The organism is Streptococcus saliviloxodontae (genome assembly GCF_016908655.1).
In the GTDB taxonomy this organism is placed as follows: domain Bacteria; phylum Bacillota; class Bacilli; order Lactobacillales; family Streptococcaceae; genus Streptococcus; species Streptococcus saliviloxodontae.
The window spans coordinates 1-4694 of sequence record NZ_JAFBEI010000061.1 but is presented as its reverse complement, the minus strand read 5'-3'; the positions used below and the strand labels follow the sequence as shown (position 1 = coordinate 4694).

Annotated in this window: 5 protein-coding genes; 3 read left to right on the top strand and 2 right to left on the bottom strand. The window is 37.8% G+C overall.

Annotation, left to right across the window (positions count from 1 at the left end; all coding sequences use genetic code 11):
- Window positions 1-137 precede the first annotated feature (137 nt).
- Together cysK and JOC31_RS09600 are read right to left on the bottom strand one after the other, a co-directional pair.
- Window positions 138-1061, bottom strand: a complete 924-nt coding sequence (gene cysK, locus JOC31_RS09605) for a cysteine synthase A (RefSeq protein ID WP_205017937.1) — start codon at window positions 1059-1061, stop codon at window positions 138-140.
- Between the two features lie 101 nt (window positions 1062-1162).
- Complete coding sequence (locus JOC31_RS09600) at window positions 1163-1813, bottom strand: YigZ family protein (protein ID WP_205017936.1); 651 nt, start codon at window positions 1811-1813, stop codon at window positions 1163-1165.
- A 45-nt stretch (window positions 1814-1858) separates the two neighbouring features.
- On the opposite strand from JOC31_RS09600, the gene JOC31_RS09595 reads away from it, so the two are divergent.
- From JOC31_RS09595 to hpf, 3 genes are all read left to right on the top strand, one after another.
- Window positions 1859-3163 carry an ATP-dependent helicase ComFA gene (locus JOC31_RS09595; RefSeq protein WP_205017935.1) on the top strand — a complete coding sequence of 435 codons (1305 nt, stop codon included), beginning with the start codon at window positions 1859-1861 and terminating at the stop codon, window positions 3161-3163.
- Entirely contained in the window at window positions 3163-3825 is a 663-nt protein-coding gene (locus tag JOC31_RS09590) for a ComF family protein (protein WP_205017934.1), read from the top strand. The genes JOC31_RS09595 and JOC31_RS09590 overlap by 1 nt, the downstream gene beginning before the upstream one ends.
- Window positions 3826-3904: 79 nt before the next feature.
- Complete coding sequence (gene hpf, locus JOC31_RS09585; protein ID WP_205017933.1) at window positions 3905-4453, top strand: ribosome hibernation-promoting factor, HPF/YfiA family; 549 nt, start codon at window positions 3905-3907, stop codon at window positions 4451-4453.
- Window positions 4454-4694 lie beyond the last annotated feature (241 nt).

The following is a 4694-nucleotide window of genomic DNA, read 5'->3' as shown; positions in this document are numbered from 1 at the left end:
AGTCATAAAAATAAGACAATAACCACGTAACGGCTACTGTCTTGATATTATTTTTTCGCTAAAAGCCTTGATAAGCTTGACAAATGGTAGAAAAATACCCCGGTTCTTGATTAACCGAGGTATTTTTCATTTATTTTTTAGTCATTATACAGTGCAGTTGAGAGGTAGCGTTCACCATTATCGGCAGCCAATGCAAGCACTTTTTTACCTTTACCAAGTTTCTTAGCTACTTCGATAGCTGCCCAGATAGCTGCTGAACCTGAGATACCAATGAGGAAACCTTCTTGTCCACCAAAATTGCGACCTGTTGCAAGGGCATCATCAGATTTAACACGGATAACTTCATCATAGCTTTCAGTATCAAGAGCTACAGGAATGAAACCAGTTGAAATACCCTGAATTTTGTGTGGTCCAGGTTTGTCACCTGAAAGCACAGCAGATTCATCAGCTTCTAGACCGTAAATTTTAATATCTGGATTATCAGCTTTTAGGACACGAGAAACACCTGTGATAGTACCTCCTGTTCCGATACCAGCCACAAAGGCATCAAGTCCGTGAGAGCCAAAAGCTTCAAGGATCTCTGGTCCAGTTGTTGCTTCGTGAACAGCCGGATTAGCAGGGTTATCAAACTGAAGTGGTACCCAACCGCCAACTTCTTTAGCGATTTCATGAGCTTTATCAATGGCACCTTTTGTACCAGCAGTACCAGGTGTTAGCACAAGCTCAGCTCCGTAAGCTTTGATTAATTTTTGACGTTCAACACTCATGGTTTCTGGCATAGTAATGATGACTTTGTAACCCTTGGCAGCTCCAACCCAAGAAAGTCCGATACCAGTATTACCTGATGTTGGCTCAACGATAGTGTCACCTGGTTTGATAATTCCGCGTTTTTCAGCATCTTCAATCATGTTAAGTGCGATACGGTCTTTAACAGATGACCCAGGGTTAAAAGCTTCAAGTTTAACATAAACATCAGCGGCATCTTCTGGCACGATGTGGTTTAGTTTAACGATAGGAGTTTGTCCGATAAGTTCAGTGATATTGTTATAAATCTTTGCCATGATAAGACCTCTCATTAAATAATATGCTTTCAGTATAAGACTTCTAGCTGGGATTGTAAAATAACTATTTTTTATCACTGTGATAGGGGTTTCTTATCGCCTTAGTTATCGTCTTGTGACTTGACTGAGATAGGACATTCGATAACTTGGATGCCAGCTTTCTCTATTTTGGCTTTTCCTTGATAAAATTCAGTGAAGGCTTCTAGAGTATCTTCTAAAACTTCAGGGTCAACGTAGATGTAGCTAGTGACTTCTTCTAAAAATTGACTATCGTGCTCAGCAAGATTTTCCTGAGCTAAGAAGTTAGTGAAAGTTTGGTATTGTTGATAGCTCAAAGTGACTTTTAATCCTGTTTGCTCTTTGACCTCAACAATGCCTATTTCTTCAATAGCATGACTGACACTTCCTACATAAGCACGAATCAGACCGCCAGCTCCCAGTTTAGTCCCTCCGAAGTAACGTGTGACAACAGCGACAACATTAGTTAAACCTTGTTTTTCTAGAACTGTTAGCATGGGGACACCAGCTGTTCCAGAGGGTTCACCGTCATCGCTAGAGCGTTTGATGTCACTTCTTTCTCCTATAATCATAGCAGAGCAGGAGTGAGTTGCCTTGTAATGTTCCTTTTTAATTTGAGCAATAAAGGTTCTTCCTTCTTCTTCGGAAGTAATGCGTTTGAGCTGACAGATGAAACGTGATTTTTTGATCTCTTCTTCAGCAAGACCGTCTTTTAAAATTGTTTTATAGTTCATAAGAAAATTTTATCATAAAACCTACTGACTGCGAATAGATATGATATGAAGGATTTAGAAAATGTTTACGGTAGATTACTGACACAAGGTCAACTTAGTCCCTTCCAAAAGCAACAAGCAAATCATTTTCCGTCCATGAGTTTAAAAAATGGAAGATACTATTGTCAACGTTGTAGTCACGAAATTAAAGGTGAGTGGAGATTGCCAGATGGAAGTTATTACTGTCGCGCTTGCATCCTATTGGGAAGAGTTAGAAGTTCTGAAGAGCTCTATTATTTGCCTGCTCAAGCATTTCCAATAAGAAAAGTCTCTGTATTAACTTGGCAAGGTCAGCTGACCCCATTGCAGCAGGAAGTATCAACAGGATTGCGGACAGCGGTAATTGATAAAAAGCAAATACTTGTTAAGGCAGTCACAGGTGCTGGTAAGACAGAGATGATCTATGAGGTCATTGCGGATGTCATTAATCAAGGGGGGCAAGTCTGTCTAGCGAGTCCGCGAGTAGATGTTTGTATTGAGCTATACCACCGATTGAAGAGAGATTTTAATTGTCCTATTGTTCTATTGCATGGTGACAGTGTTCCCTACCAAAGGTCTCCCTTGGTTATTGCGACAACCCACCAACTCTTAAAATTTTATCAAGCATTTGATCTATTGATTGTTGATGAGGTAGATGCCTTTCCTTACGTTGATAATAGTATGCTTTATCATGCTGTTGAGCAGTCAGTTAAGCCTGGAGCGAGCCGGATTTTTATGACTGCCACCTCTACTCAGTTGCTAGAGAAAAAAGTGAGAAACGGAGAGTTGGAAGCTCTGCATCTTGCCCGAAGGTTTCATGCTAATCCGTTGGTAGTGCCTAGAATGATCTCACACCTTGGTTTTGAGAAAAGTTTTAAGAAGGAGAGACTAGATAAAAAATTTAAAATCATTTTCCAAAAACAACGTCAAACAAACTACCCTTTGTTGATCTTTTTTCCTAATATTGATAGAGGAAAAAGATTTCAAAAACTATTAAGCAAGTATTTCCCGAAGGAGAGAATTGGTTTTGTATCTAGTTTATCCAATGATCGCAGTGTGATAGTAGAGCAATTTAGGCAGGGAGAACTGAGCGTTCTGATTAGTACTACTATTTTAGAGAGAGGCGTGACATTCCCATGCGTAGATGTTTTTGTTATGGAAGCACAACACAGACTATATACTTCCTCATCACTTATTCAAATAGCAGGTCGAGTAGGTCGCTCTAATCAAAGACCAGATGGCTTAGTTTATTTTTTTCATCAAGGCATATCTAAGGCAATGAAGCGTTCCATAAAAGAAATCAAACAAATGAACACTAAAGGAGGATTTTAATGACTTGTTTACTTTGTCGTGAGAGTCTGTCAGATACGACCTATTTTTTGGACATTGTTTTATTAAAACGAAAAAAGGCTACTATTTGTCCAACCTGTCGTAGTAAATTTGAAGAAATAGCTGAGGCGCATTGCCCAACTTGTTTTAAGTCTGGGACAAATCAGATTTGCAAAGACTGTCTTTTTTGGCAGTCGCAAGGCGAAAAAGTTCATCATTTTGCCTTATATCGTTACAATGCAGCTATGAAAGATTACATGTCTCAATTTAAATTTATGGGAGACTACTGCTTGGGAGAGATTTTCTCAAAAGAAATTAAGAGTGCTTTATCAGATTATAGAGATTACTGCATAGTCCCTATTCCGATGGATACAAATAGTCTAGATTCTAGAGGCTATAACCAAGTTGAAACGCTATTAGACTTTGCAGGTATCAGCTATCAACAATTATTTGGGAAAGAAAAAGTTGAGAAGCAATCCTCGAAATCGCGACAAGATCGTCTTAGTGGCGTTAATCCTTTTTATTTAAGGGAATTTTTAGATTTGCCGGATAAAATTTTATTAGTGGATGATGTTTACACAACCGGAGCAACCTTGAAACATGCTAAAACGTTACTGAAGCAAGCAGGTTGCTCTACGATAAGGACATTTTCTTTAGCAAGATAACAAAAAAACTTGCAAATTTTCATGAAAACGGTATAATAATGGTAAAGAAAGCGCTTAAAGCGCAAGAAAGAGGTATCTTATGATTAAATATAGTATCCGTGGTGAAAACATTGAAGTAACTGAAGCTATCCGTGACTATGTTGAAAGTAAGCTCAGTAAGGTTGAAAAATATTTTAATGAAAATCAAGAATTAGATGTCAGAGTCAACCTTAAAGTTTATCGCGAAAAAACTGCTAAAGTAGAAGTAACAATTCTACTTGGCTCAGTAACCTTGAGAGCAGAAGATGTCTCACAAGATATGTATGGTTCAATTGACTTAGTAGTAGATAAAATTGAACGTCAGGTTCGTAAAAATAAAACAAAAATTGCTAAAAAGCATCGTGAAAAAGCACCTACTGGTCAAGTCTTTACAGCTGAGTTTGAGGCTGAGAAGAGTGAAGAGTCACCAATAAGTAAAGTAGTTCGAACAAAACATGTAACATTAAAACCAATGGACTTAGAGGAAGCTCTTCTTCAAATGGAGCTACTAGGACACGACTTCTTTATTTATACTGATTCTGAGGATAGCGTTACAAATATACTTTATAAACGTGAAGATGGAGATTTAGGTCTTATTGAGGCAAAATAGCAAAATTTAGGATACTATAGGTATTCATAATTATAATGAGAGGATCGTTTGGTCCTCTCTTTTTTTGATGAATATGGAGAAAGTTTTTTGATATCCATTGTAGTTTTGGTAATGTAAGACTTGGTATTAGAAAAGTAAATAACCTCAAAAAGTAGTTGACAGCGAGGTAAAAGATTTGCTATACTAATGAAGTTCTGTTGAGAGTACCAGAAAAAAGTCATCAGAAGTAGTTGACAAGAAC

Excerpts from the sequence above, each read along its gene's own strand:
- cysK (WP_205017937.1), bottom strand. The coding sequence starts at position 1,061 with ATGGCAAAGATTTATAACAATATCACTGAACTTATCGGACAAACTCCT.
- JOC31_RS09600 (WP_205017936.1), bottom strand. The coding sequence starts at position 1,813 with ATGAACTATAAAACAATTTTAAAAGACGGTCTTGCTGAAGAAGAGATC.
- JOC31_RS09595 (WP_205017935.1), top strand. The coding sequence starts at position 1,859 with ATGAAGGATTTAGAAAATGTTTACGGTAGATTACTGACACAAGGTCAA.
- JOC31_RS09590 (WP_205017934.1), top strand. The coding sequence starts at position 3,163 with ATGACTTGTTTACTTTGTCGTGAGAGTCTGTCAGATACGACCTATTTT.
- hpf (WP_205017933.1), top strand. The coding sequence starts at position 3,905 with ATGATTAAATATAGTATCCGTGGTGAAAACATTGAAGTAACTGAAGCT.